Source organism: Asticcacaulis machinosus, assembly GCF_028550435.1.
GTDB lineage: Bacteria > Pseudomonadota > Alphaproteobacteria > Caulobacterales > Caulobacteraceae > Asticcacaulis > Asticcacaulis machinosus.
Genome location: NZ_JAQQKV010000001.1, coordinates 1,485,196 through 1,509,646 on the forward strand (window position 1 = coordinate 1,485,196; position 24,451 = coordinate 1,509,646).

27 protein-coding genes and 1 other RNA gene are annotated in these 24,451 nt (G+C 57.9%); 7 read left to right on the forward strand and 21 right to left on the reverse strand.

Annotated features, from left to right (window positions below; genetic code table 11):
* Positions 1 to 89 precede the first annotated feature (89 nt).
* From folP to murC, 3 genes are all read right to left on the reverse strand, one after another.
* On the reverse strand, positions 90 to 920 hold the full coding sequence (gene folP, locus PQU98_RS06810; RefSeq protein WP_272744151.1) for a dihydropteroate synthase: 831 nt from the start codon (positions 918 to 920) through the stop codon (positions 90 to 92).
* 139 nt (positions 921 to 1,059) lie between these two features.
* The gene (murB, locus tag PQU98_RS06815; protein WP_272744152.1) at positions 1,060 to 1,965 is read right to left on the reverse strand and encodes a UDP-N-acetylmuramate dehydrogenase; all 906 of its coding nucleotides are present in this window, start codon (positions 1,963 to 1,965) and stop codon (positions 1,060 to 1,062) included.
* Complete coding sequence (murC, locus tag PQU98_RS06820) at positions 1,962 to 3,386, reverse strand: UDP-N-acetylmuramate--L-alanine ligase (protein ID WP_272744153.1); 1,425 nt, start codon at positions 3,384 to 3,386, stop codon at positions 1,962 to 1,964. The genes murB and murC overlap by 4 nt, the downstream gene beginning before the upstream one ends.
* Before the next feature lie 161 nt (positions 3,387 to 3,547).
* On the opposite strand from murC, the gene PQU98_RS06825 reads away from it, so the two are divergent.
* Both PQU98_RS06825 and PQU98_RS06830 read left to right on the forward strand, forming a co-directional pair.
* The gene (locus PQU98_RS06825; RefSeq protein WP_272744154.1) at positions 3,548 to 3,799 is read left to right on the forward strand and encodes a type II toxin-antitoxin system ParD family antitoxin; all 252 of its coding nucleotides are present in this window, start codon (positions 3,548 to 3,550) and stop codon (positions 3,797 to 3,799) included.
* Positions 3,786 to 4,076, forward strand: coding sequence for a type II toxin-antitoxin system RelE/ParE family toxin (locus PQU98_RS06830; protein ID WP_272744155.1), 291 nt, complete (start codon positions 3,786 to 3,788; stop codon positions 4,074 to 4,076). Before PQU98_RS06825 ends, PQU98_RS06830 begins: the two co-directional genes overlap by 14 nt.
* 1 nt (position 4,077) lies before the next feature.
* Here the strand turns inward: PQU98_RS06830 and PQU98_RS06835 are convergent, their stop codons facing one another.
* From PQU98_RS06835 to PQU98_RS06885, 11 genes are all read right to left on the reverse strand, one after another.
* The gene (locus PQU98_RS06835) at positions 4,078 to 5,184 is read right to left on the reverse strand and encodes an AI-2E family transporter (RefSeq protein WP_272744156.1); all 1,107 of its coding nucleotides are present in this window, start codon (positions 5,182 to 5,184) and stop codon (positions 4,078 to 4,080) included.
* Between the two features lie 63 nt (positions 5,185 to 5,247).
* Positions 5,248 to 6,363: an undecaprenyldiphospho-muramoylpentapeptide beta-N-acetylglucosaminyltransferase gene (gene murG, locus PQU98_RS06840; protein ID WP_272744157.1), complete on the reverse strand. Its 1,116-nt coding sequence runs from the start codon at positions 6,361 to 6,363 to the stop codon at positions 5,248 to 5,250.
* 136 nt (positions 6,364 to 6,499) lie between these two features.
* Entirely contained in the window at positions 6,500 to 7,663 is a 1,164-nt protein-coding gene (locus tag PQU98_RS06845) for an FtsW/RodA/SpoVE family cell cycle protein (RefSeq protein ID WP_272744158.1), read from the reverse strand.
* A 236-nt stretch (positions 7,664 to 7,899) separates the two neighbouring features.
* On the reverse strand, positions 7,900 to 9,315 hold the full coding sequence (gene murD, locus PQU98_RS06850) for a UDP-N-acetylmuramoyl-L-alanine--D-glutamate ligase (RefSeq protein WP_272744159.1): 1,416 nt from the start codon (positions 9,313 to 9,315) through the stop codon (positions 7,900 to 7,902).
* Between the two features lie 9 nt (positions 9,316 to 9,324).
* Entirely contained in the window at positions 9,325 to 10,437 is a 1,113-nt protein-coding gene (mraY, locus tag PQU98_RS06855) for a phospho-N-acetylmuramoyl-pentapeptide-transferase (protein ID WP_272744160.1), read from the reverse strand.
* Positions 10,438 to 10,464: 27 nt separating this feature from the next.
* Positions 10,465 to 11,886, reverse strand: a complete 1,422-nt coding sequence (locus tag PQU98_RS06860; protein ID WP_272744161.1) for a UDP-N-acetylmuramoyl-tripeptide--D-alanyl-D-alanine ligase — start codon at positions 11,884 to 11,886, stop codon at positions 10,465 to 10,467.
* A 138-nt stretch (positions 11,887 to 12,024) separates the two neighbouring features.
* Complete coding sequence (locus PQU98_RS06865) at positions 12,025 to 13,518, reverse strand: UDP-N-acetylmuramoyl-L-alanyl-D-glutamate--2,6-diaminopimelate ligase (RefSeq protein WP_272744162.1); 1,494 nt, start codon at positions 13,516 to 13,518, stop codon at positions 12,025 to 12,027.
* A complete protein-coding gene (locus PQU98_RS06870; protein WP_272744163.1) occupies positions 13,518 to 15,347 on the reverse strand; it encodes a peptidoglycan D,D-transpeptidase FtsI family protein in 1,830 nt (609 codons plus the stop codon). The genes PQU98_RS06865 and PQU98_RS06870 overlap by 1 nt, the downstream gene beginning before the upstream one ends.
* Positions 15,344 to 15,802: a cell division protein FtsL gene (gene ftsL / locus PQU98_RS06875; RefSeq protein WP_272744164.1), complete on the reverse strand. Its 459-nt coding sequence runs from the start codon at positions 15,800 to 15,802 to the stop codon at positions 15,344 to 15,346. The genes PQU98_RS06870 and ftsL overlap by 4 nt, the downstream gene beginning before the upstream one ends.
* A complete protein-coding gene (gene rsmH, locus PQU98_RS06880) occupies positions 15,799 to 16,788 on the reverse strand; it encodes a 16S rRNA (cytosine(1402)-N(4))-methyltransferase RsmH (RefSeq protein ID WP_272744165.1) in 990 nt (329 codons plus the stop codon). The genes ftsL and rsmH overlap by 4 nt, the downstream gene beginning before the upstream one ends.
* A gap of 1 nt (position 16,789) precedes the next feature.
* Positions 16,790 to 17,242 (reverse strand): division/cell wall cluster transcriptional repressor MraZ, encoded by a 453-nt coding sequence (locus PQU98_RS06885; protein WP_272744166.1) that lies wholly within the window; start codon positions 17,240 to 17,242, stop codon positions 16,790 to 16,792.
* Between the two features lie 292 nt (positions 17,243 to 17,534).
* Between PQU98_RS06885 and PQU98_RS06890 the strand changes: the two genes are divergently transcribed.
* The gene (locus tag PQU98_RS06890) at positions 17,535 to 17,825 is read left to right on the forward strand and encodes a putative quinol monooxygenase (RefSeq protein WP_272744167.1); all 291 of its coding nucleotides are present in this window, start codon (positions 17,535 to 17,537) and stop codon (positions 17,823 to 17,825) included.
* A 52-nt stretch (positions 17,826 to 17,877) separates the two neighbouring features.
* Here PQU98_RS06890 and rnpB read toward each other — a convergent pair.
* The 5 genes from rnpB to PQU98_RS06915 all read right to left on the reverse strand — a co-directional run bounded on the left by rnpB (position 17,878) and on the right by PQU98_RS06915 (position 20,807).
* An RNA gene (gene rnpB / locus PQU98_RS06895) (RNase P RNA component class A) lies at positions 17,878 to 18,254 on the reverse strand.
* Between the two features lie 31 nt (positions 18,255 to 18,285).
* Complete coding sequence (locus PQU98_RS06900; RefSeq protein WP_272744168.1) at positions 18,286 to 18,672, reverse strand: DUF423 domain-containing protein; 387 nt, start codon at positions 18,670 to 18,672, stop codon at positions 18,286 to 18,288.
* A gap of 3 nt (positions 18,673 to 18,675) precedes the next feature.
* The gene (locus tag PQU98_RS06905) at positions 18,676 to 19,419 is read right to left on the reverse strand and encodes an N-acetylmuramoyl-L-alanine amidase (protein WP_368408142.1); all 744 of its coding nucleotides are present in this window, start codon (positions 19,417 to 19,419) and stop codon (positions 18,676 to 18,678) included.
* Positions 19,420 to 19,555: 136 nt separating this feature from the next.
* On the reverse strand, positions 19,556 to 19,804 hold the full coding sequence (locus tag PQU98_RS06910) for a hypothetical protein (RefSeq protein ID WP_272744169.1): 249 nt from the start codon (positions 19,802 to 19,804) through the stop codon (positions 19,556 to 19,558).
* 325 nt (positions 19,805 to 20,129) lie between these two features.
* Positions 20,130 to 20,807: a TerB family tellurite resistance protein gene (locus tag PQU98_RS06915; RefSeq protein WP_272744170.1), complete on the reverse strand. Its 678-nt coding sequence runs from the start codon at positions 20,805 to 20,807 to the stop codon at positions 20,130 to 20,132.
* A gap of 177 nt (positions 20,808 to 20,984) precedes the next feature.
* Here PQU98_RS06915 and PQU98_RS06920 point away from each other — a divergent pair, with 177 nt between their 5' ends.
* The 4 genes from PQU98_RS06920 (at position 20,985) to PQU98_RS06935 (ending at position 23,348) form a co-directional block, all read left to right on the forward strand.
* Positions 20,985 to 21,749: a hypothetical protein gene (locus PQU98_RS06920; protein WP_272744171.1), complete on the forward strand. Its 765-nt coding sequence runs from the start codon at positions 20,985 to 20,987 to the stop codon at positions 21,747 to 21,749.
* A gap of 68 nt (positions 21,750 to 21,817) precedes the next feature.
* Complete coding sequence (locus tag PQU98_RS06925; protein ID WP_272744172.1) at positions 21,818 to 22,105, forward strand: DUF1294 domain-containing protein; 288 nt, start codon at positions 21,818 to 21,820, stop codon at positions 22,103 to 22,105.
* 140 nt (positions 22,106 to 22,245) lie between these two features.
* Positions 22,246 to 23,043 carry a glycosyltransferase family 2 protein gene (locus tag PQU98_RS06930; protein ID WP_272744173.1) on the forward strand — a complete coding sequence of 266 codons (798 nt, stop codon included), beginning with the start codon at positions 22,246 to 22,248 and terminating at the stop codon, positions 23,041 to 23,043.
* Between the two features lie 86 nt (positions 23,044 to 23,129).
* On the forward strand, positions 23,130 to 23,348 hold the full coding sequence (locus PQU98_RS06935) for a hypothetical protein (protein ID WP_272744174.1): 219 nt from the start codon (positions 23,130 to 23,132) through the stop codon (positions 23,346 to 23,348).
* Between the two features lie 11 nt (positions 23,349 to 23,359).
* Here PQU98_RS06935 and PQU98_RS06940 read toward each other — a convergent pair whose 3' ends face one another.
* Positions 23,360 to 23,998 (reverse strand): DUF4272 domain-containing protein, encoded by a 639-nt coding sequence (locus PQU98_RS06940; protein ID WP_272744175.1) that lies wholly within the window; start codon positions 23,996 to 23,998, stop codon positions 23,360 to 23,362.
* Between the two features lie 82 nt (positions 23,999 to 24,080).
* Positions 24,081 to 24,446, reverse strand: a complete 366-nt coding sequence (locus PQU98_RS06945) for an endonuclease domain-containing protein (RefSeq protein ID WP_272744176.1) — start codon at positions 24,444 to 24,446, stop codon at positions 24,081 to 24,083.
* Positions 24,447 to 24,451: the final 5 nt, after the last annotated feature.

Consider the following 24,451-nt stretch of genomic DNA (forward strand, 5'->3'; position numbering starts at 1 on the left):
AGCCATCGCTAAAAATCCACCTCCCCATCGCTACGCGACAGGGAGGAGAAAAAGCGATGCCATTCAAATTCCCAACCAAGTTGTCGGTTCTAAACGCACGCCTTCCAAACTCTGATGGCCTGTTTCATCGCCTGCACATCATGAACTCTGACCATTTTCGCCCCCAGTTCAAGGGCTTTCAGATGCACGGCAATCGTTCCACCGATGCGCTCATTCGCCTTGGACGGATCGGCCCCTTCGCGCTCTTCCAAGGCCGCAATAAAGCGTTTGCGCGACGCGGCCATCAGCAGCGGAAAACCGTGCGCCGCTAACCGACCCGTGGCGCGGATCAGGCTCAGGTTATGATCCAGCGTCTTGCCAAAGCCGATACCGGGATCAAGCCAGATGCGCTCGCGCCCTACCCCCGCCGCCATCGCCGCCTCGGCGCGGGCCAGCAGATAGGCTTCAACCTCGGCCACGACATCGTCATAGCGTGGTTCAGACTGCATGGTTTGGGGATCGCCCTTCATGTGCATCAGGATGATGTCGCAGTTCAGTTCAGCGGCGGCCTCTAAGCTGCCCTCGCCTTCCAGCGCGCGGATATCGTTCCAGATGGTGGCTCCAGCAGAAACTGCAGCGCGGGCGACTTCGGGTTTGAAGGTGTCGATGCTGATCGGGACGTCATAGTCCTTACGCAGTCCCTCAATCACGGGCACGACGCGGGCGATTTCATCGGCTGCACTGACCGGAACCGCACCCGGACGGGTGGACTCACCACCGATATCGAGCACATCAGCCCCCGCCTCGATTAGCTCTTTAGCCTGCTCAATCGCCGACGCGTGCAGGAAAAACCGTCCGCCGTCAGAAAAGCTGTCGGGCGTGACATTGACCACCCCCATGATCAGCGGGCCGGATTGGTTGCTTAATTCACTGAGCGTCATGTTCACCCCACCACCATCTGCGCCCTATGGGCTTGATGGCCCCCCTCCCCTGCAACAGGGGAGGTTCTACGCTGAGAACTCCCCCTGTTGCAGGGGGAGCTTGATGGCAATAGCAATATTGACATCAAGAGGGGGTAAATCACTTCCGACCCACGCGCTTGATTTCCCAGTTAAGCTCGACGCCGAACCTGTCCTTGACCTCGGCGCGGACGGTATCGCCCAGGCCTTCTAGGTCGGCGGCGGTCGCTTCACCGGTATTGATCAGGAAGTTGGAATGCAGTTCGGAAAACTTGGCACCGCCAAACAACTTGCCCCGCCAACCGGCTTCATCGACCAGCTTCCACGCCGAATGGCCTTCGGGGTTTTTAAACGTAGACCCGCCGGTCTTTTCGCGAATGGGCTGGGTCGTTTCACGCCGCGTGGTGATTTCGTCCATGCGGTCCATGACCGCCACCGGATCATCGGGCGTCCCCTGATATAGCGCGCCCGTATATATAAGGTTTTCCGGTACTGAATGGCGATAGGTGTAGCCCATATCTTTGTTGGACAAAATCACCCGCTCACCAGCCCGCGTTAAGGCATAGGCTTCGACCAGCACGTCCTTGGTTTCCGCGCCATAGCAACCGGCATTCATAACAATCGCCCCACCGATCGTCCCCGGCACACCGGTGTAGAATTCCAGATCACCGATACCGTTTTGCGCAGCAACCTTGGCCACCTGTTTATCGAGGGCTGCCGCTCCGGCATAGATACGGTTATGGTCCATCGGGCGGATATCGGCAAAGGCCTTACCCAGCCGGATAACCACGCCGTCCAGCCCGCCATCGCGCACCAGAAGGTTGGAGCCCACGCCGACCGCCATAACCGGCACCGCCGGATCGATAGCCTTAAGAAACGCCTCCAGATCGGCTTCGTCTTCGGGCAGGAAAATCACATCCGCCGGCCCGCCGACCCGGAACCAGGTAAACGGCGCCATGTCGGCATTGGTCATGATACGACCGCGCACGGCGGGAAGGTTGTTTATCCAGTTTGTAGGCCAGCTCATGCCGCACCATCCAGTTGCCCCGGCAGGGCATAGGCCCATTGCGTGATATCACCGGCGCCCAGCAGGACGACCAGATCGCCCGGCTTGGCCTCAGTGCGGATCAATTCGGGCAGGGCCGCGGGGCTTTCCAGCGCAATGGCGTTGCGGTGTCCAAAGCGGTGCAGGCCGTCAACCAGCGCGTCCTTGGAAACGCCGTCAATCGGCGCTTCACCGGCGCTGTAGACATCGGCCACAATCACCGTATCGGCATCATGGAAGCAGGATGAAAACTCAGCCATCAGGTCACGCAAGCGGGTATAGCGGTGGGGCTGCACGACGGCGATGACGCGATTTGAAGTCACCTGACGCGCGGCTTTGAGCACCGCGGCGATTTCGACCGGATGGTGGCCGTAATCGTCGATCACGCGGATGCCGTCCTTGGTCACGCCGGTCGTGGTAAAGCGGCGCTTGACCCCGCCGAACCCGCCCAGGCCCTTACGCACATCGTCCTCACTCACGCCCAACTCACGAGCCACGGCGATGGCGGCGGTGGCGTTGGAGACATTGTGGTTGCCGGTCATGGGCAGTTTCAGCTTTTCCCAGGTGAAAGGCTCAGAGTCGCGCGGTGAAAACACCACATCAAAACACGCCCCGTCGGCGCTGAATTCGATATTGGCGCAGCGCACCTCGGCCTGCGGGCTAACACCGTAAGGGATCAGGCGGCGGTTATCGACCTTGGCGGCCAAAGCCTGCACTTCGGGATGGTCGATGCACACGCAGGCGAAACCGTAAAACGGAATGTTTTCAACGAAATCGACAAAGCCTTTTTTGACGGCCTCAAAATCACCCCAGTGGTCGAGGTGTTCGGCATCGATATTGGTGACAATCGCCAGCGTCGATTTCAGGCGCAGGAAGGAACCATCGGATTCGTCTGCCTCCACCACGATCCAGTCGCCGTCACCGACCTTGGCATTGGTGCCATAGGCGTTGATGATGCCGCCATTGACCACCGTCGGGTCCATTCCGCCCGCATCCAGTAAGGTTGCCACCATTGAGGTCGTGGTCGTCTTGCCGTGCGTGCCACCAACCGCGATCGAAAACTGCAAACGCATCAGTTCGGCCAGCATTTCGGCGCGGCGCACCTGCGGGATGCGGCGTTTCCTCGCTTCAACCATCTCAGGGTTATCGGCCTTGACCGCTGTGGAATAGACGACCGCGCATACGCCTTCGGTCACATGTTCCGGTGCGTGGCCGATGAAGATTTTCGCCCCCAGCTTTTCAAGGCGTTCGGTGTTGGCGGAGGATTTCGCATCCGATCCCTGCACCTTATAGCCGATTTTGATCATGATTTCGGCGATGCCGCTCATACCGATGCCGCCAATGCCGACGAAGTGCACGGGGCCTAAATCAAACGGGGTCGGGCGAAGTTTCTGAGTGGTCATGTAAGGCGAAATCACTATTATAAATTAGAGGTGGGGTTTGCGTTTAAACCATAGCGCCTGAGGTGTCACTTGCGATTTTGAGCACAGGCCACGATCGGAACAGGTAGGAATAGTTCGGATTATATGCTACAATCAGGTGCGCACAGTTAGGAGCTTTTGATATGGCCAAGATTTCAATTTCCATGACCGATGGCATGAACGACTATGTTCAGGCGCGTGTCAAGGCTGGCGACTATAACAACACCTCCGAATATTTCCGCGATCTGGTCCGGCGGGATCAGGATCGCCGCGACGCCCATGAGAAGTTACGTGAGATGCTGGATCATGCCGAAGCCAGCGGCATAAGCCCGCGCACGCCGCAGCAAATTATGTCTGATGTCAAAGCAAAGTTCAAAGCAGATGGCCGCATATAAATTAACGGCAGATGCGGACGCTGACTTTACCAACATCTACGCATATTCTCTGGAAACCTATGGTGAGCGCCAAGCTGACACGTACACAAGTGCACTCATTACAGGTTTTGAGATTATAGGCTCGAACCCATTTATAGGCAGAGATATCTCTTCCATTAAACCTGGCGCACGATGCCTGTTTCACGAGCGGCACAGCATCTATTATCGTTTAGACGACAGCGGCATCGTTATATTTCGCATCCTGAATCAAACACAGGATCCGCTGCAACAGCTTTAATCTACTTTCCCAACCTCTTTAAAAACCAAAATATCCCCGGCGCTTTACCCTTTCCGGCATCGGGGTCAGCACGGGCGGCGCCTACCGGGTCATCCAGCACCTTCCCCACATAGAGCTTAAGCACCAAAGTGTAGAGCACCACCGTCAGCGGCGTGGCGAACAATATGCCCATCGGCCCCAAAAGCGTACCAAAGGCAATCACAGCAAACAGGGTTACAACCGTCGGGATTGAGGCCACATGCTTTTGCACCATCGGCGTAATCACATTGCTTTCCAGTTGCGACACGCTGACATAGATCAGCAGCGCCCACAGGAACGTCGGCAGACCCTCAGACCCCGCCAGCAACAACCCCGGCCCGGCCGAGACAATCGGCCCGACGATCGGCACGAACTGCGCTAACCCGGAAATCAGCCCCAAGGCCAGCGCGGAATCGACGCCGACAATCGACAAACCTATGGCGGTCAGACTGCCCACCAGCACCATCGAAAAGGTCTGGGCCACCAACCACATCTGAAGCGCCTTACCGGAATCATTCAGACATTCCTTGGTCAGGGCGCGCTGCGATTTGGGAAACAGGGTGACAATGCCATCACGGTAGCTGCCCGGCCGCATAGCCAGGAATATGCCGCCGACAATCGCCACCACCAGATTAGCCAGCGTCGAGAATACCTCACCGGCAATCTTCGGCGCCATCGAGATCAGTTGACCGGCCTTTTGCCCCAGACTGTCGATCTGCTCATGGACAATCGTGTCGGCGGGCGTGCCGTTGATCTGAAGCTGAATCTGGTTCCAGGCCGCCGGCATCTGCTGCCACAAATCCTCGATCTGGCGCGATATTTGCCAGCCAAAGAAGTAAAAGGCCCCCGTAAGCCCCGCGATCAAAATCACCAGCGCCAGCAGGATAGATATCGGTTCGGGCACCCTGAGATAGCGGATAAGGGGCTCAGATACCGCCCGCAAGACCACCGCCACAATGATCGCCCCAAAGATCAGCAGCCAGATCGAAACGAGCTTCAGGGCCAGCGCGCTTAAGGCGACAATCAGCAATATGAACAGCACGCGCTTGATAAAACCGACCGTTAAATCGCCGCTGTCAGGCTTGAACATCGCTATCCCTTTATAAACACCGGATAAGGCTACCACGCCCTATGTAAAGACGCGCTATTGAAATCAGGCTTTTTTCGCCACAGTCCGCTCAACCAGATCAGCCAGCCGTTTGGCGGCATCGGCCCGCGCCACGGATCGGGCGCAGACGGCCATACCTTTCAGGCGCACCGGCTGATCGATGAGGGTCTTGATCGCCTCGGCCAGAGTTTCGGCATCGGCGTCGTCTTCGTTGATCACGATGGCTCCGCCCGCTTCTTTCAGCACCTCGGCATTGTGGAACTGATGATTATCGGCGGCGATCTTAAGCGGGATCAGCACAGACGGTTTTCCGGCCACCGCCAGTTCGCAGCAGGTCGAGGCCCCGGCGCGCCCGATGACCAGATGAGCGCGCTCAAGGCGTTCAGCCATATTGGTGAAAAACGGCGCAATATCGGCCTCAATCCCCGCCTCGGCATAGATTTTCTTCGCCTCATCCACCTGTTCGGCGCGAGTCTGCTGCTCGACGCTCAAGAGTATTCGCAGTGATGGCGGCAGCAGAGCCAGCGCCTGCGGCACGGTCTCGGACAATATCTTCGCCCCCTGCGACCCGCCGGTCACCAAAATGCGGATCGGCTTGAAATTGTCCGGATAGGGTTTGTCAAAAAGCGCACGAATATCAGGGCGCACCGGATTGCCGACCACCTCGACCTTACCGGTCAGGGCCTCAGGCGCCATCTTCAAGGTCGGGAACGCGCAGGCGACCGCATCGACGCGGGTGACCAGTTCACGGTTTGAGCGCCCCAGAACCGAATTTTGTTCGTGGATCAGGGTCGTATCCGAACGGGTAATCGCCGCGATCAAAGCCGGATAGGACGGGTAGCCGCCAAAGCCAATAACGGCATCGGGTTTTAGCCGCCCGAAGGCTTTGCGGGCCTGAAGCACACCGGTGGCGATCTTGAACCCTGCGCGGAGCATGCCGAAAATATCGCCGCGTTTAAAGGTCGCGGCCTCCAGAGACAGGCGTTCAATCGCCGGAAAATTTTCGGCATAGGCCGCGCCGCGCGTATCCGACGCCAGCACAATCCGCCAGCCGCGGTCAATTAGTTCCCGCGCCAGAGCTTCGGCCGGAAACATATGGCCGCCCGTGCCGCCTGCCGCCACGACCGCCAGTTTGGATTCGGATTTTTGTTTATCGGCCACGATCACTACCTTCTTAATTTTATGAGGGCATATGTCCTCATCGATACTAAAAACTCAAGTCGGTTGACGGGCCGCCCCTAAGCCGACTTGACCTTATAATACCACCTTAAAATTGGAAATTTTAAGGTGAACTACGTTACCATTTTGTATGGTCATTATCCTCGGTCACCGGCACTTCACCGGCGCGTTTACGGGTGAGCGCCAGAATAAAGCCCATCGTCAGCCCCATAGCCAGCATGGACGATCCGCCATAAGAAATAAACGGCAAGGTCATGCCTTTGGGTGGGATAACCCCCAGATTGACGCTGATATTGATGAATACCTGCGAGCCCAGCATGATGTATAGCCCTGAGGTCGCGATCTGACGAAACGGATCGGTCATAGACATCGCCTTACCCAGCCCACGCACGACGATGACGGCAAAAATGGCGATGATCAGCAGCAGCATAAATAGCCCCGCCTCTTCACCGATCACCGAATAGATGAAGTCGGTATGCAGATCCGGGATAAAGCGTTTTTGGGTCCCCTCATTGACACCCTGCCCCCACAGGCCACCATTGGATATGGCCGACAAAGCCGCATTGACCTGATACTTGTCACCATCCGGGTTGATAAATCCGATCAGGCGGTTGCGAAAGTGCGGTGCCCAGAAAAACAGGCCGACCAAGGCTGCCATGACCGTGCCGCCTAAGCCCACCATCCAGCGCACCGGCACGCCGGAGATAAAAAAGCACGCGCCAAAGGCAATAGTGATCAGGAATGACTGCCCAACATCGGGCTGGATCAGCAGCAGGCCTATCGCCAGCACATAAAGGCAAAAGGCGATGGTCACCCCCGGCACGCCCTTACCCTTTTGACCCTCGGCAAACATCCAGGCGATCAGAATTATCAGCACGGGTTTCAGAAATTCAGACGGTTGCAGCTTGAAAAAGCCCAGGTCCAGCCAGCGCTGCCCGCCTTTTGAGGTGTGACCGATAAACGGCAACAGCATCATGATCAGAATCGCACCGCTATAGATGGCGGCACTCACCCGCTTGACGCCTTTCAGCGACAGCATGGACACAGCGATCATGATGCCGACCGCGACCAGCGCGAATAATATATGGCGCTGCGTAAAATAGATCGGCGAATGGGCGCCAATCTTGGCCGCAGCAACCGGTGATGAGGAAAACGAAAACCACAGGCCGATGATCATCAACAAGGCCACAAAGCCCATAGTCGCGCGGTCAACCGTCCACCACCACATGGCCATCGGCCGGCGGTCGGTGCGGGAAAAAGCCTGAGCGAAACCGGTGGCCATGATCTCACCTGAAATTGACGGAGTGTATGTAAGGTTTCAGGTGTAGAGGATGAGGGTTAATGGATGTTAACTGTGATGTGCTTTTTGTTAAAAAGAACTCCCCCTGATGTAGAGGAAGCTGATGATTTTGAGCCTTCAAAATTATCAGAGGGGGTTAAGGTGCCGTGTAAGTTACCCCCTCTGAAACCAAACAGGTTTGATTTCAGTTCCCCCTCCAAGAGGGGGAGTTCTTAGAGCTAGGACGCCGCCCCCGCAATAATCGATTTTGAAATTTCCGCCACAGCCTCTTTGAAGGCGTCACCGCGTTTTTCGAAATCCGGAAACTGGTCAAACGAGGCGCAGGCCGGTGACAGCAGCACGACCTCATCCTTTCCCGATTTCTCAGCCTCGGCATAGGCCTGAGCCACAGCGGTAAACAGGTGGCGCGACTGCACGCACGGCGCGGCTGAACCGATAGTCTTTTCAAACAACTCTGCGGCCTCACCGATCAGGAACGCACCTTTCACACGCGGAAACAGATCAGACAGGCTCTCGATGCCGCCCGCCTTGGCGCGGCCACCGGCGATCCAGTAGAATTTATCATAGCTCGACATAGCCTGACGCGAGGCATCAGCATTGGTCGCCTTGGAATCGTTGATAAAGCGCACCTTACCGATGCGGCCGATCTCCTGCATCCGGTGATCAAGACCGGGGAAAGATTTCAGACCCGCCGCGATCACTTCTGCCGACAGTCCCAGCGCCTTGCAGGCGCTATAGGCCGCACACGCATTTTGCCAGTTGTGGCGCCCAACCAGTGAGCGCGCGCTTTTCAGATCGAACACCGCCTTGGCGCGGTCGGAGGTGGCGTCATAGATCATACCGTTCAGCGCATAGACTCCGCGCCCCAGCGTCCGGCGCGCTGAGATCGGGATCAGCTTGACCGACGGATGGGAGTTCATCTCAGTCAGCACCCCTTGGGTCCACTGATCATCCGCACCGATGACGGCGGTTTCCTCTGGCCCCTGACCCGCAAAGATGCGCAGCTTGGCCGCAATATAGCCATCCATATCACCGTGGCGATCCAGATGGTCGGGCGAAAAATTGAGCAGCACCGACACATCCGGTTTGAAGCTGTGGGTCAGGTCAAGCTGATAGCTGGAGGTTTCAATGACATAGATACTGCCCGGCTCCATCGCAGGCAGATCAAGTACGCCAATGCCGATATTGCCACCGACATGGACATTCTTTCCGGCGGATTTAAGGATATGGCCGATCAGTGCTGTGGTCGTCGATTTGCCGTTGGTGCCGGTAATGGCCACGGTTTTCGGGCGCTTACGCTCCGGCAAGGCATTCAGGGTGCGGGCAAACAGCTCGATATCACCCAGCACGGGCACCCCGGCAGCCTTGGCCGCCACCACCGACCAGTGCGGCTCAGGGTGGGTGAGCGGCACACCTGGCGACAGCATAAGCGCGTCAATCTCTGACCAGTCGGCGGATTTCAGGTTCTCGATCGTAAAACCTTCTTTGGTGGCGGCCAGCATGTTCTGGGGCTTATCGTCCCACAGCAGCGGCTCAGCCCCTCCGGCCTTCAACGCGCGCGCGGCGGTTAAGCCTGAGCGCCCCAGACCAAAGACCGCCACCCGTTTTCCTTCAAAGCCTTTAACGGTTATCACAGGCCTGCCCTATCTTAATTTCAGCGTCGCCAGACCAATCATGGCCAGAAGGGCCGCAATGATCCAGAAGCGGATAACCACCGTCGATTCCGCCCAGCCCAGCTTTTCAAAATGGTGGTGGATCGGCGCCATCAGGAACACGCGCTTACCCGTTAGCTTGAAATAGCCGACCTGAATCATGACCGACAGGGCTTCCATAACAAACAGACCACCGACAATGGCCAGCACAATCTCATGCTTGGTCGTCACGGCGACAGCGCCCAGACCACCGCCCAGAGCCAGCGATCCGGTATCGCCCATGAAAATCTTGGCGGGCGGCGCGTTATACCACAAAAAGCCCATACCGCCGCCGATAATGGCCGCGCAGATCACCGCCACATCGCCCACTCTGGGGACAAAATGGACATTGAGGTAACCCGCAAACACATAGTTACCAACAAGGTACGAAATCAGCGCAAACGCCCCGGCCGCAAAGATCACAGGCACGGTCGCCAGCCCATCAAGGCCATCGGTCAGATTAACCGCATTGGACGCGCCGATAATGACCACGGCCCCGAACACCACATAGAACCAGCCCAGATTAAGCAGAAAATTCTTGAACACCGGCACGGCCAGCGAGGTATGCAAATCTGGTGAGGTCGGTGACTGCGGCCCAAACGCCACCAGAGCCCACACCGCCACCACCGCCACCACGGTTTGCGCGATCAGTTTCTGGATGGACGATAAGCCCGCCGAGGATTGTTTGGTGACCTTGGCGTAGTCGTCGATGAACCCTAAGCCCCCAAAGGCCAGCGTGACGCCAAATACGACCCAGACCGCCGGGTTGCTAAGGTCTGCCCACAGCAGAACCGCCACCGTAATCCCGGCCAGTATCATCAGCCCGCCCATGGTCGGCGTGCCTTTTTTGGTCAGCAGGTGCCCAGCGGGGCCGTCTTCGCGTATCGGCTGCCCCTTACCCTGCTTTGAGCGCATCCAGCGGATGAAGCGCGACCCCAGCGCCACCGCCACGATCCAGGAGGTGGCCAGCGCCAGCGCAATGCGCACCGTCAGATACTTCAGCAGGTTCAACAGTGGGATGTGGGCCGCCATGCCCGCATATTGTTCGTAGAGCCAGTAAAACATGAACCGTCTGAAACCTTAAACCAGAAATTATACGAGAGACGCCGCGATCAAACCGGCTTTCGAGCCGTTGGAGCCCTTTATCATGACCACATCCCCTGAGCGCAAGTCCGCTTTTAAGGGGACGATCAATTCGGATGCTGTGGGCGCATAGGCCCCGCGAAGGGCAGGCGGTACTATCTGCCAGAGATTGGCCATCAACGGCCCCGCGCAGTAAACCTTATCAATAGCTTGCGCCTCGATCACCCCAAACAGACCGGCATGCAGCGCCGCCTCATCCGGCCCAAGCTCCAGCATATCAGTCAGCACCACGATTTTACGCTGATCAGGTTCTACTACCCGCGCGCCTAACGATTCGATGGTCGCCGTCATTGAGATCGGATTGGCATTATAGCTTTCGTCGATGACGGTGATGGCCTTACCGTCCACCGTGACATGACGCACACTGCCGCGTCCGGCCAGTGGTTTGAAATCCTCTAACGCCGCAATGGCGACCTTGGGATTCACGCCCAACGCCTGCGCCATCAGCAACACCGACATGGCGTTGACGGCCTGATGCTTACCCGTCGTATAGAGTTTGAAGTCATAGCTCTGGCCGTGAATTTCGGCCTGAACGCGGGCATAGTCACCGTCAGCACCCGTCACGACATCATAACCGGTCAGCAGGGCATCCGCCCCAACGCTTTCACCGAATGATGTGACCTTTACGCCGACCGCCTCGGCGCGTGTCTTAAGGTCATCGAACCATTTATTGTCGGCATTGAGGATGGCCAGCCCACCAGGTTGCAGCCCGTCAAAAATCTCGGCCTTGGCCTTGACGATCCCCAGTTCGCCGTCCGGGAAGTTTTCGGTGTGAACCGCCCCGACCGTGGTGATGATGACCGCATCGGGAGCCACAAACTGAGACAGGGGCGTGATTTCATCGGCGTGGTTCATGCCGATTTCAAACACCGCGCGCTCAGTCTCACGCGGCATCCGCACCAAAGTCAGCGGCACACCAATATGATTGTTAAAGCTCTTGATCGCCGAATGGGCACGACCGGCGCGCTTAAGCGTCGCCATGACCATCTGGGTGACTGAGGTCTTGCCGACACTGCCGGTCACCGCCCCGCGCTTACAGCCAATCGCTCGGTCGCGGGCATAGACGGCGGCGGCCTCTAACGCGCCTTGCACGTCTTCGACCACGCAGCAGACAGCCCCTTCAATTGCCCGTTCGGTAACACAAAACGCGGCACCGGCCTTGTAGGCAGAGGCCACAAATTCATGACCGTCGCGCGCACCTTTGAGGGCCAGAAAAATATCACCGGCCTCAATGGCGCGACTGTCAAAATTGACGTTAGAGGCATGGAGCGCAATGGCGGCCTGATCGCTCAGGGGCAAACCCGCCGCATCAACCAGAGCGCCGCCCACGGCCTGCGCCCACTCCTTTGCCGTCCACAAAACTTCGGTCATGCTCTCTCAAATGTTTAGTGGCCCCTCACCCTAACCCTCTCCCCATGAAATGGGGCGAGGGGACTTTTCTGCTCCCTCTCCCTGCTCGCGGGGAGAGGGCTGGGGTGAGGGGAAAAAAGCCGGATTGAGAAACAAATCTTATGTATTTAGCGCCTCAAGCACTACACCGGCGTCATCGAAAGGCAAGATGTCGCCCTTGATAATCTGGCCCTGTTCGTGACCTTTTCCGGCGACCACCAGCACATCACCGGGTGCAAGCTCATCCACCGCGGCGAAAATGGCGGCGCGACGGTCACCGATATCCTTATAGGCACCGGTACCGGTCATGCCGGCGCGAACCTCGGAGCGGATCGTTTGCGCCTCTTCGGAACGCGGATTATCATCGGTAACAAAGCTTAGGTCCGACAGACGCTGGGCAATGCCGCCCATGATCGGACGCTTGGTCTTATCACGGTCACCACCGCAGCCGAACACACACAACAACCGGCCTTTGGTATGGGGACGCAGCGCCTTTAAGACCGTCTCAAGACCGTCCGGCGTATGGGCATAATCGACATAGACCTCTGCACCATTCGATTTAGTACCCACCCGCTCCAGACGCCCGCGCGCGCCGGTAAGCTTCGTCAGTGACGCCAGCACATCGTCGATCGCCTCACCGGCAGCCAGACACAAGCCCGCCGCCACAAGGGCGTTCGACGCCTGAAACAGACCTGCCAGAGGCAGCTTGACCTCATAACGCTTACCATAGTGATCAAGGTGCAGAACCTGACCATCAGCGATCAGATCACGCTGGATCAGGGTCAGATGCTGCCCGCGCTCACCGACGCTCATGACATTGGCGCCCGACAGGATCGCCGTCGCCGCAAAGGCGTTATAGGCCTCGGAATCGGCATTGAGCACCGCCTGACGTCCACGCGGCAGCAGTTGCTCAAACAGGCGCAACTTCGCCTGGCGGTAGCTGTCCATAGTGGCGTGGTAGTCGAGGTGATCCTGCGTCAGATTGGTGAAACCCGCCGCCGTCAGGGTGACGCCGTCAAGTCTGCGTTGATCGATACCGTGCGACGACGCCTCAAGCGCCATGTGCGTTACGCAGTCCGCAGCCAGATCCGCCATATAACGCGCCACATCAGCGGCATCTGGCGTCGTAAGCCCCGGTGCGGTAATCGCCGTCTCCACAGCACCGTCCTGCTTGACGACACCCAGCGTTCCCATGCTGGCGGATTTGCGACCCATATGGGCAAACATCTGACGACAAAATGTGGCCACCGACGTTTTGCCATTGGTGCCGGTGATCGCCACGCAGGTCTTGGGCTGGGCGCCGTAAAAGGTCTTGGCCGCCAGGGCATAGGCACGGCGCACATCAGCGACCCTTATCAGGTTGTCGATATTATCAACCACGGATTTCAGTTGAGACTTTGCACCGTCATCGGGTGTCAAAATCGCGGCAGCCCCTGCCGCCAAAGCTTGCGGGATAAACTCACGGCCATCGACCTTGGTGCCGGGCAGCGCACAGAACAGCACGCCTTCGCCCACCTTGCGGCTATCGGCGGTGATGCCGGTCACGACCGGATCGTGATCCAGATCGCGGCGCAGGATGTCAGACAGTTTCATGCCGGTTTTGGCGGTAGTCATCACTGGCCTCCCGATACCGGCGTGGTTGCGGCCGGCACTGCCACCGCCCCAGCCACGGCAAGGGATTGGGCACCGCTTTGGGTCTCAGCCGCGACAGGGGCCTTTTCAAACTCGGCGGTTGCAAACTTGTCTTCCTTGCGCGCCACGTCCACAAACGGCGCAATACGGTCAATGACACGGCCCGCCACGGGAGCCGCCACAAACCCGCCGGTGCGCAGGCCCGATGAGGCTTTTGAACCCTTGGGGTCATCGACCATGATCAGCACCATATAGCGGTCGTCTTCGATAGCGCCATCGGTCGGAAAGACGGCCACATAGCTGGAGAACAGGCTGGAGCGCAGATAACGGCCATCCACGACCCGCTCCGCCGAGCCGGTCTTACCGCCGACCCTGAGGCCCGGCGCATTGGCACGGGTGCCGGTGCCGCGAATGCCGTTGATGCGCATCAGATCAAGCATCTGGCGCGAGGTATTGGCCGAAAAGACGCGCGGCCCTTCCAGTACCTGCCCCGGCTGATGCTTACGGACGGTGAGCGGGCGCACATAACCGCCATTGGCCACCGCGCCGAACGCCTGCGCAAAGGCCAGCGGCGACATGGAAATACCATGCCCGAACGAGGTCGACGCCAGAGTGCTGCTGGTCCATTTCTTCGGCACGATCGGGCGGGCCGATTCATAAAGCTCGGTCTCCGCGGCCCGGAACAGGCCCAGATTGTCGTAGAACTTCGTCATGGTATCGATGCCGACACTTTCGGCCAGTTGCGACACACCAATGTTGGAGGAATGGATAAACACATCCTCCAGCGTCATGACGCGATTCTCAGCGTGATAGTCGGAAATTTTGCGGCTGCCGATCTTAAATGGTGCGCGGGCATCAAAGACCGAATTGATCGAGGCCGTGCCGGTCTCTAACCCGATGGCCACCGAAATCACCTTAAAGATCGAGCCCATTTCGTAGACTGCTGCCGCCGCACGGTTCTTCTTTTCGTTCTCGGAAAAGCTGCCGGCGCGGTTCGGATCATATTCCGGCCAGCTTGCCATACCTAAGATTTCGCCGGTGCGCACATTGGTGACGATACCGATGGCCCCTTGTGCCTGCTGATCGACGGCCGCCGCACGCAGTTCGTTCTCCAGCGCACCCTGCACCCGCAGATCCATAGCCAGTTCGACCGGCCCGCCGCCGTGCGCGGCCAGAGTCAGGTCAATATCGTCATTCAGGGCCCGCTCGGCCCCGGCCACACCTTTGCCGCCGCGCTCGGTCGCCCCGATATAGCTGGCGCCCGTGATGCCCAGCGGATAGGTGCGCACCCGCACCGGCTCAAAAATCAGGCCCGGCAAACCATAGTTCAGGATACGCGCCCGATCCGAAGGCTTCAGCCAGCCCGCGATGCGCGCCCGGCCATCGCCGCGCAGAGCCTTATCAATCGTTTCCAGCGACACATCCGGCAAAAGCTGGATCAGAGCCCGCTTCACCAGTGGGCGATCAGCCGCCATCATGTCGGTCGGATCGACATAAAGAATGAAGTTTTCACCGTCCGCCGCCAGAAGTGCACCATTACGGTCGACCAGTTCCGAGCGCGCACCGGGCGACACCGGCGCGCCGGTCACACCATCGGCACCGCTGAACAGCGCAGCCTTGACCGCAAATATCATCAGCACCGCAAACATGCAGGCGATCAGCGCCAGAATGAAAAAGATGCGCTGGGCGGTGTTTTCGTGGGTCTGCCCTTCGACATGGGCGCGCTCAAAGGCATGCTCGACCTTCCAGACGCTGTCGGTGACCCACTGAAAGCCACCAGACGACGGGACAAACGGAATAGAGTATTTCATCGTGTCCCCTCCTGCGTATGTTCGATCACCAGCGTATCCGGCGCTGCCGTCGGCACAGGCACCGCCGAAGGCGCTTGCGGCATCGGCGGCACGGGCGAGGCCGGGCGCTCAACCCCGCGCACGCCGGCGCCCTGCCCGCGGGAGATTTCCACCAGCGAATCAAGATTGGCCTCGTGGCGGGAATCGACCGGCTTCATGCCGAGATAGACCGACGCCAAAGCTTCGATGCGCTTGGGCTGCTCAAGGTGGGCGACGGCGGCGCGAAGCGCCTTAACCTGCTCGGTCTCCGCCACGATCTCACGCTTTAAGGCCTCAAGCCGCTTTACATCGGCATCTTCCTTCATCTTGATCCAGCCCAGAGCAAACATCATCCCAAGGCAAAGCACCAGCCCCACCAGTTCCACCAGCCGGACGCCGCGCACCCTTTGCTCAAATACACCCAGTATGCCACTCATGACCGCACCTTATTGGCCGAAGGTTTGCCGGAAATCGTTTGTTCAGACCATGAGGCTGCCGCCGTGCGACGCCCCGCCCGCAGCTTGGCCGATCGCGCGCGCGGATTACGGGCCAGCTCAGCCTCTGACGGCCCCTGCGCCTTATGAGTCACCAGTTCGTAAGTCGGATCATTGGCGGCCTTGACCTCAGGCGCATAGCGCGAACCTGACGGCAGCTTGCCGCAGCGCTCGGCAAAGAAGTTTTTAACGATGCGGTCTTCAAGCGAATGGAAGGTGACCACTGCCAGCACCCCGCCGGTTTTCAGAACGGCCTCCGACACCTCAAGGGCGCGCTCAAGTTCACCCAGCTCATCATTGACCGCAATACGCAGACCCTGAAAGGTGCGCGTTGCCGGATGGACCGGCGCGCCCCGACGCCCGCCCAGGGCGCGCTCGACCACTTCGGCCAGATCCAGCGTGCGCTCAAACTTTTGCTCGGCCCGCCTGCGAACGATGGCCGCGGCAATCCCGCGCGACTTGCGCTCCTCACCATAGAGCCAGATGACGTGGGCGATCTCTTCGGCGCTATCCTCGTTCACGATATCAGCCGCCGAGCGCCCATCAACGCTCATACGCATATCGAGCGGCCCGTCACGCATAAACGAAAACCCGCGCTCGGCCTCATCAAGCTGCATAGACGACACGCCGATATCGAGCACAACCGCATCGACAGCCGCAACACCCGCATCCGCCAGCCCTTCGGCCATTTCCGAAAACGGGCGATTGATCCACTGGAATTTACCCGGAAAATCCGCTGCCACCGCATCGACATAGGACTTTACGCGCGCATCACGGTCAAAACCGATGACCTTCGCGCCACGCTCCAGGAAAGCGCGCGTATAACCACCCGCGCCGAAGGTGCCGTCAACGACCAGCTTACCCTCAATATCACCTAACGCTGCCAGCACTTCATCAAGCAGCACCGACATGTGGACAGATTGAGACATGTTACGCCCCCCTCTGCATGAGCACGTCACGGGCAAGCTGATCCTGCTCAGCCTGATAGGCGGCATAGGCCGTGGGTTCCCATATCTGAAAACGGTCATAAAGACCGACGATCAGCGCCTTATCGCTCAGGCCGAATTTGAGACACAGACTATCCGGCAGGGTAATCCGCCCGGCAGTGTCAAAGCTTAGGCGGTGCATGCCGCCGTAAATCTTGTGCTCCAGAGCCCGGCGCGCCGGCGATCCCACAGCATAGCCTTCGATCAACTGCCGATAGCGCTCGAAAAACGCCGCCCCGCCGCCTTCGAGACAATCGGCTTCGATCGAGGCAAAACAGTAAACGCCCTCAAAGGGGGCAGCATCGGCAGAGCCTTGGGTTGCGGTCGTGCGGAAGTCCTGCGGGATCAGCAATCTCCGCTTGGCATCAAGCTGCTTCTCAACATGTGAGAGAAACACCCCTCGCACTCAGGCTAAAATCTGCCCGCTCCCTTTTCACAACCTACGGTGCGCGCCAGCCCGCCCGGCGCACCTCATCCGACGACATCAATAGGGTTAACATGGGATGAATTGGGATGCAATGACTCCAAATGACACTTTCGGGGAATTTTGACCCAAAAACAACAACTTGGAACAAATTAAGAACACGGCATTTCAAGGCTATTTTCGGCGCAAACGATTGAATCGACGTTAATATGCTGACAAATTCCGGCACAAAGATGCCATAGAGGACTCAGCAGGAGGCCACACCATGTACGGACTTATCGGCAGCTTCAGTGCTCACCCCGGCAAACGTGACGAACTGATCGGGTTAATGACGGCCTCGACCAGCGCTATGCCGGAATGTATCAGCTACATCATCGCCAAAGACCCGCAGGATGCCGACAAAATCTGGATCACCGAAGTGTGGGACAGCGCCGAAAGCCATAAGGCATCGCTACAAATTCCTGCGGTCGCCGAAACCATCAAAAAGGCCATGCCGCTGATCGCCAGCTTCGGCCAGCATACAATCACCGAACCCGTCGGCGGTATGGGTATGTAAAAAGATTAGAACCTCCCCTGAAATCAGGGGAGGCTCTTTAAAGCGAGTAATATATATCAGATGGCCTGTAAGCCGGGTTCTGTACGCGTTGCCGCGTGGCGATCATTCCTCTGGGCGACTCATTGCTGAGCCGCTCAAGCAACCGACCCGGACGTGCTGGGGTAGTAACACCCTGTAAGGCCGAAACCTTACGCGCCGCCCCTATTTGGTTTTGCTCCGGACGGGGTTTACCGTGCCGTTCATGTTACCATGAACGCGGTGCGCTCTTACCGCACCCTTTCACCCTTACTGTTATAAATAACAGCGGTTTGCTTTCTGTGGCACTATCCCTAAGGTCACCCTTGGCGGGCGTTACCCGCCGTCCTGTTACCGTGGAGCCCGGACTTTCCTCGAAACCCGCAAAGGCTCCGCGACCGCCCGGCCATCTGATAAGCTCTTTTGCGCGTAAATCAGACTGAAATCAAGGGTTCTGCGGTTTCTCAAACAGCTTGAGCCACGCGCCCACCACGACACCCAGCCAGCCGATCATGGTCAGTGTCCCGCCGACCGGCGCCATCATCGACAACAGGCCCGCGCCCCGAGTCACCCGCATCACGATATCACCGGCAAACAGTCCGGCCCCGGCCAGCAGCAGAAACGCCGCGATAAGCTTCAGCTTCGGCCCCATAAACGGCACGCCCATCAGCCCCATACCCGCTGCGGCATGAAACAGCAGAAACGATCCTGCCGTCGTCAGGCGCGGATCGGCATGGGCCCCCGCCGCCAGCAACATAACCCCCGCCAGCCCCCACAGACCGGCAATCATCAGCAACATGGCATCAAAGCCCTTGGTCGGTATCGGGGTCATAGCTTACTCCACTAACAGGGTGACATGCCGCAGCAGCGCCATCAGGCGCACGCGGGTTTCCGCATCGGCGCGGCCGTCGATGTTTTCCGGCCGCCAGTGGCGCTGAAAGGCCGTCACAATGGTTTTGGTCTGATCATCGTAAGGCCCACCCGCCAGAATATTATAGCCCAGCTTCCCCAAGGCACTTTGCAGGGAAAACACGCCAAGACCGTCATCGCCTATATCGAGCGGCGGCCCCATAACACCTTCAGGCGGCAGATCCGGCTCAACCCACAGGCCATGCCCGCGCTGAGCCAGATACGCCCACGGGAACAGTTCACCGGGGTCTTCTTTCCGTTCAGGGGCGACATCGGAATGACCTAAGATACGGTGATCGGGAATATCCCAGCGGTCACGAATATCATCCAGCAGCAGCACCAGCGCCTCAATCTGTTCGGGCGGAAAATCGCGGTAGCCGAACTCATGGCCGGGATTGACGATCTCAATGCCGATCGACGCGCCGTTGATATCGGTCTCCCCTTTCCAGTACGACACGCCGGCGTGCCAGGCGCGGCGCGCTTCGGCGACAAGGCGGTAAACCGTGCCATCTTCGTCGATCACATAGTGGGCCGACACCTTGGCGCCGGGATCGCACAAACGATCCAGTGCGGCCTGTGCCGTTTGCATGCCGGTATAGTGCAGCACGATCATATCCGGCGGGGATTTTCTGTCGTTATAATTCGGGGAAGGCAAGGAAATGTAGGGCACAGCTCTTTCCAAAAATCAGAGCCAGCAGCCGAAAAAAATCGTGAGATTTGAGTCGAGTACTAGGCGTCAAGTGCAGCAGGTATACCGAATACCTGCCAGCGCAGACAACGACGTAATCGTCCAAAGACCGCGATTTTTATTTATAAGCGACCCAGGTATTACCCTCTTTTTTGGCCTCGAACACGCCTTTGGCGGCCTGATCGGGCTTGCAGCGCACTGATACGCGTAAGGGCTTACGGGTAAACAGGGCCACCAGTGTCGCGGCACCCAGACCAATCACCGCCAGCACGGCCAGTGCCGAGGCAAAGACCACCATAATGGCCAGAGCGCCCAGCGCCCCCAGCCCCAATAAGGTCATAAATGCAATATGGGTAAGTCTTGACATGAGGTTTCTCCGGCGCAGGCGGCCCCAGGGCTGATAGCGGTTACTAAATACGCCACCGACCCGATGAATAGCTTCGAATGTTTTTGTGTAACCGTTCATCGGTGTACCCCTAAAACAAAGCCTAAACACACATGCCCCGCCGCTATCTGGGACACTAACAAACCTCTTAAGTCATCAGATTGGCATGAATGAGGCAAACGTCAACCATGCACGGCGGCCTTAACTTCGTTTTTACAGAATTTTTACCCTGTTCTTCACAAAAGTGCGCTATTTTTGCGCCGCACGTCCCGAATACGGACAATTTTAGCCTCTGTCACCCCGATCGTCAGTTCAGCCCGCGCTCCCCCAGAATCTGGGCATAGGCCTGATTGATGGCCGCAGATTTGTGGTTGTAAAGCGTGATATATTCGGGCGGCAGGCCGCGCGCGGCGATCTTGTCCGGGTGAAACTCCGACAAGCGTTTGTTTCGCGCCAGCCGGATTTCCCCATCATGGGCATCCGGATTGAGACCTAAAATCACATAGGGATCATTGTCGTTAAGGGCGACATAGGACGATTTGATCCGGCGATAAACCGGGGTTTCAATGCCGAACAGCCTCGCTACCGTTTCCAGATAGGTTTCTTCGGCGTGGTTAAGTGTGCCGTCGCTGAGGGCAATGTGAAACAGTCCCTCCAGCACGTTTTCCAATATGTGCGGCAGACGGGCATAACGCCGCGCCAGCCGCTGGGCATAGGCCTCAAAGCCGATCGAGGTCTGACGCGCCAGATCGTACAGCCGCAGCACATCGCGCTCAGACCGCGCTTCGGGGCTGAACACATCCAGAAAGGCCTGCTGTTCGATATCGTGCGCCAGCCCGTCGGCCTTGGCCAGCTTTGCCCCCAAAGCGGTCACCGCTGTGGCGAAGGCCGGATCACGGCCCGGCGGGCCTTTGGGGCAATCAGGACATTCGGCCGGATCAAACTGCCGGACGGCCAATTGCGCGAGGTTCTTCCAAAATGACATATCTCAACCATCATAGCGGCTTTTTCCGCAGGCGCGAACTTAAGTTTTTGTAAGACTGTCATTTTATGGGGCGCTTATATTTTCGCCTTATTTCCACGCATAATAAATCATAGCTTTTGCGGCCGCCACCTGTGTAATAGTGTCGCATTTATTATTATCTTAGGATTACCCGCCCTGATGCCCCTGCGTTTTACATCTGCCTGTCTTGCTCTGTTGATGGTGACGGTCTCAGCGTCTCCCTTGCTGGCACAGGACGCCGCGCAGACCAATGACGGCCCGATCTCCACCAATGTCAGCGGGATCAAGTCGCAACTGCTGCACACCCCGCAGATCGAAGACGCCCCAAAGGACGATTTTGGTAAGGTGGCGTGGTGCCACGGCGCCCTGTCCGGACACATGATGATGGCCGAACGCATCAGCGCGGTCGAGCCGCTGAGCAAGGACATGCAGGCGATCGGCCAATCTTACCTGCGCGCCTATGAGGCCGCCCTTACCCTGTCTAAAGACGGCAAAACCGAAAAAGGTCGCAAACGCGCCGAACTGGCCCGCCAAAACGGCTATGACGGTTGGGAAGAAGCCCGTCGCGCTGATCTGGATAAGGCCGTCGGTGCCTATGTCACCTGGTCTTTGCCCGGCGTGTGTGAAACCGCAGCACTTAACATTTCCGGTCGGCCGAAGCTGTTTTCGGAGTTACAAACCGAAGATGAAGCCCGTATTGTGACCGAGGCCCTGAAGCCCGCCTCGGAACGGACGGCCTTAGATGTTCATCAGCCCAAGGCGCGGGAATCGCGCGTGTTGGGCGATGAACCACCTCCCGCCGCCACGTCGGAAGTCAAACCGGAACCCGCCAGCCTGACCGCTGAGGCCGCGCCGTCTGATGATAGACCCTCATGGGCGGACGGACTAAAAAGCCGGTTGGGCTGGGGCAAGAAAAAGAACTAAATACCGCTTAATCCCGATTAACCATATTTCTGAACCTGATTTTCAGGGTTTTGAGCCACAGTCGCCTTATGACGATATGGCTTTATCTGATGGCTTACCTCGGCGTGGTCAACTTTTTGACCTATGCCGTCTGGGCTATGGACAAGACATATGCGACCCACGGCGCCCGCAGGGTGTCTGAGCGGCGCCTGCTGGGGCTATGCCTGCTGGGCGGGTGGCCGTCGGCCTTGATCGGCACCTACAGGCTGCGTCACAAGTCATCAAAGCCCTCTTTTCTGATCAAGATGTACAGCCTGATTGTTCTGCAACTCAGCGGTTTGGGCGGGCTGATCTGGTACGCCACCGCCGCGGTTTAGAGCACGTCCCGATCTGATTGGATCGGAACGACGCTCTAAAGTTTTGGTTTAACGCGCATTTGAGTCCGAAAACCGTTGCACACTTTTCGGAATGCGCTCCAGGTTATTGTAAAGCTACAGTTTGCTGATATGGATGCGTCATGACCGACGCACACTCCGCCCTGCCCCTGTCCTGCTATATCCGCACCCACAACGAAGCGCGTAACATCGAAAATGTTGTTCGCGCCGCCCTGAGTGTGGCTGATGAAGTTATTGTCATCGACGCGGGATCAAACGACGGCACCGCGCAAATTGCCGAAGCGGCGGGCGCGAAAGTCATCCACAATCCGTGGCCCGGCAATGGCTTTCAAAAACGCATCGGCGAAGAGGCCTGCCGCCATGACTGGCTGCTGGATATTGATGGCGATGAGGTCATCACGCCGGAACTGGCCGCCGAGATCAGGGCATTGTTTGCACAGGGCGAGCCGCCTGCATCCGTCTATGAGATCAAGATGGTCCATGCCCCGCCCGCCGGTGAGCCGTGGTGGGGGTTCAATCCGTCGTTCCGGCGCAAGCTCTATGACCGGCGCAAATACCGCATGCCGGAACACAAGATCTGGGATCAGTTGCCGATCCCCAAGAATGAGGCCGTGCCGACGCTCAAAGGCATTCTGCTGCACTATGCCTTTAAGGACGTGGAGCACGTGGTCGCCAAATATAATGGCCGCTCCACCGCCCGCGCCCGCGACGGTAAGCGTAAGTCGAAGGCGTCGCTTAAGCTGCGCCTATGGTTTGGGTTGCCGGTCTATTTCCTGAAACAGTTTGCCGGTCGCGGCCTGTGGCGGGCGGGCACTTACGGTCTGATTTTCGCAGTGTTGTCGGCCTATATGCGCTGGCTGCGCGATGCCAAGATGTATGAGGCCATCCTGTTTGAGGAACGCGCAAAAGCCCGGCGTTAACCGGTTTTCGTAAAGCTTTCTCAATACCGGCCTTTTAATCACCACCTCACGGCGGACAGGTATCATCCGACCGATTTGAGATGAGTATGAGTGCTGTAAACAGTTTGCTAAATGTGCGGGGCGCCCTGAGCCACACCACGCACCTGAACCCGATCGGATCGACCTATTATCGCAACCGTGACGGCTATACGTCGCGCGATGTCCGCGATCATCCCCGTGTTCCCAATCTCACGGCCACCAACCACGCCGCTCAGGCGGTACGGGTTACACTATCACCCGCGGCCCAGGCGCTTATGAAGGGCTAATCCGGCATCTTTTAAGTATCTGTGCCGACATCGTCCCAATCGCCGTCTTCGTAATTAATCAGCCAGTTGAGCGCCTGATGGCGTTCGCGCACCACGCTTGGGTGAAGGTTCGCGGGCGGCTCGGCACCCTCGAGTCCCGCCTGACGCACGGCCCAGTGCAGGCGGTAGATCAGGTCGGCTTCGTCAAGGATTTCATGGACATCGCGGTGGCCGATACGGGTGATATCGGGGTGATTAAACCCGATCCAGTAGTCGATAACATCAGACACATCGACCTCATCATCGGGGAACCATAGCTCAGGATAAACCCCGATCGCCCACATCAACGGGATAGCGGCTTCAATGCGCCATGAAAACTGAATGGCAGCATTTTCCGCAATTTCATCAGCCTCCAGGAACGCCTGCTCTTTCGGTGATAAGTGTTCGGCCAGATCATGTTTACGAACATAGGCCCGCGCGACGGAAACGTCATTCTTGATCGCCGCATTGGCCACGGTGGCAAGGCACATGGCGCGGCGCACAATCTCAGCCCCTGAGCGGATTTTAACGTCCGCCGCCTCTTCGATCTCCGGCAGGGTGCCGAGCACCGGCACGCCTTTGGATTTCAGGAACGCGATGGATTTTTGTTTGCGGATTTCGGATTCAGACATGAAATATCTTCTTAAGAACTCCCCCTGCAACAGGGGGAGCTTTTATTTGATGATTTTTCATCAAATAAAAGAGGGGGTAAACTTATGGCGTGAACAATTTCAGGCGGTTCAAGGTTACAACAATAATCCCTTCAACCACCTCTACAGGATTTGCCAATACATCCGTTGCTTGAATCCTGTAAACCTCAAGACCTTTATCCCGCAGCCATTTATCGCGGATAATATCGCGCTCTGGGCGGTCGCCGATATCGTGCGCCATACCGTCAATTTCGATGACTAGCCGCGCCCTTGAACAATAGAAATCTGCGACATAGGGGCCGATGGGATATTGCCTGCGAAAGACAGGGCGGCCAATTATACGCTGCTTTAACCGCGTCCAGACCAACATCTCAGGTAACGACATATCTGCGCGTAACGCCTTCGCTGCACAGCGCATGTCGTTGGTCATTTTAC

Coding starts and splice junctions, on each gene's coding strand:
- folP (WP_272744151.1), bottom strand. CDS start 920: ATGACGCTCAGTGAATTAAGCAACCAATCCGGCCCGCTGATCATGGGG.
- murB (WP_272744152.1), bottom strand. CDS start 1,965: ATGAGCTGGCCTACAAACTGGATAAACAACCTTCCCGCCGTGCGCGGT.
- murC (WP_272744153.1), bottom strand. CDS start 3,386: ATGACCACTCAGAAACTTCGCCCGACCCCGTTTGATTTAGGCCCCGTG.
- PQU98_RS06825 (WP_272744154.1), top strand. CDS start 3,548: ATGGCCAAGATTTCAATTTCCATGACCGATGGCATGAACGACTATGTT.
- PQU98_RS06830 (WP_272744155.1), top strand. CDS start 3,786: ATGGCCGCATATAAATTAACGGCAGATGCGGACGCTGACTTTACCAAC.
- PQU98_RS06835 (WP_272744156.1), bottom strand. CDS start 5,184: ATGTTCAAGCCTGACAGCGGCGATTTAACGGTCGGTTTTATCAAGCGC.
- PQU98_RS06845 (WP_272744158.1), bottom strand. CDS start 7,663: ATGGCCACCGGTTTCGCTCAGGCTTTTTCCCGCACCGACCGCCGGCCG.
- mraY (WP_272744160.1), bottom strand. CDS start 10,437: ATGTTTTACTGGCTCTACGAACAATATGCGGGCATGGCGGCCCACATC.
- PQU98_RS06860 (WP_272744161.1), bottom strand. CDS start 11,886: ATGACCGAAGTTTTGTGGACGGCAAAGGAGTGGGCGCAGGCCGTGGGC.
- PQU98_RS06865 (WP_272744162.1), bottom strand. CDS start 13,518: ATGACTACCGCCAAAACCGGCATGAAACTGTCTGACATCCTGCGCCGC.
- PQU98_RS06870 (WP_272744163.1), bottom strand. CDS start 15,347: ATGAAATACTCTATTCCGTTTGTCCCGTCGTCTGGTGGCTTTCAGTGG.
- ftsL (WP_272744164.1), bottom strand. CDS start 15,802: ATGAGTGGCATACTGGGTGTATTTGAGCAAAGGGTGCGCGGCGTCCGG.
- rsmH (WP_272744165.1), bottom strand. CDS start 16,788: ATGTCTCAATCTGTCCACATGTCGGTGCTGCTTGATGAAGTGCTGGCA.
- PQU98_RS06890 (WP_272744167.1), top strand. CDS start 17,535: ATGTACGGACTTATCGGCAGCTTCAGTGCTCACCCCGGCAAACGTGAC.
- PQU98_RS06900 (WP_272744168.1), bottom strand. CDS start 18,672: ATGACCCCGATACCGACCAAGGGCTTTGATGCCATGTTGCTGATGATT.
- PQU98_RS06910 (WP_272744169.1), bottom strand. CDS start 19,804: ATGTCAAGACTTACCCATATTGCATTTATGACCTTATTGGGGCTGGGG.
- PQU98_RS06915 (WP_272744170.1), bottom strand. CDS start 20,807: ATGTCATTTTGGAAGAACCTCGCGCAATTGGCCGTCCGGCAGTTTGAT.
- PQU98_RS06920 (WP_272744171.1), top strand. CDS start 20,985: ATGCCCCTGCGTTTTACATCTGCCTGTCTTGCTCTGTTGATGGTGACG.
- PQU98_RS06925 (WP_272744172.1), top strand. CDS start 21,818: ATGACGATATGGCTTTATCTGATGGCTTACCTCGGCGTGGTCAACTTT.
- PQU98_RS06930 (WP_272744173.1), top strand. CDS start 22,246: ATGACCGACGCACACTCCGCCCTGCCCCTGTCCTGCTATATCCGCACC.
- PQU98_RS06935 (WP_272744174.1), top strand. CDS start 23,130: ATGAGTGCTGTAAACAGTTTGCTAAATGTGCGGGGCGCCCTGAGCCAC.
- PQU98_RS06940 (WP_272744175.1), bottom strand. CDS start 23,998: ATGTCTGAATCCGAAATCCGCAAACAAAAATCCATCGCGTTCCTGAAA.
- PQU98_RS06945 (WP_272744176.1), bottom strand. CDS start 24,446: ATGACCAACGACATGCGCTGTGCAGCGAAGGCGTTACGCGCAGATATG.